Annotated in this window: 1 protein-coding gene; it reads left to right on the forward strand. The window is 65.8% G+C overall.

Annotation, left to right across the window (positions count from 1 at the left end):
* The coding region (locus EJ913_RS31360) for a pyruvate formate lyase family protein (RefSeq protein ID WP_280531411.1) at window positions 1-374 on the forward strand (374 nt) is incomplete at both ends.

Here is a 374-nt window from a genome sequence, read left to right on the forward strand (position 1 = left end):
TACTGGGGCGACGACTACGGCATCGCCTGCTGCGTGTCGGCGATGCGCATCGGCAAGCAGATGCAGTTCTTCGGCGCCCGCGCCAACCTCGCCAAGACGATGCTCTACGCCATCAACGGCGGCAAGGACGAGATCTCCGGCGAGCAGATCGGCCCGGCCTTCGCGCCGGTGACCGGCGACGTGCTGAACCACGACGAGGTGGTCGCCCGCTTCCTGCCGATGATGGACTGGCTGGCCAAGGCGTACATGAACACGCTGAACGCCATTCACTACATGCACGACAAGTACATGTACGAGCGGCTGGAGATGGCGCTGCACGACCGCGACGTGCTGCGCACCATGGCCTGCGGCATCGCCGGCCTCAGCGTCGTGGC

Origin of the sequence: Azospirillum doebereinerae (assembly GCF_003989665.1) — a bacterium.
Lineage (GTDB): Bacteria > Pseudomonadota > Alphaproteobacteria > Azospirillales > Azospirillaceae > Azospirillum > Azospirillum doebereinerae.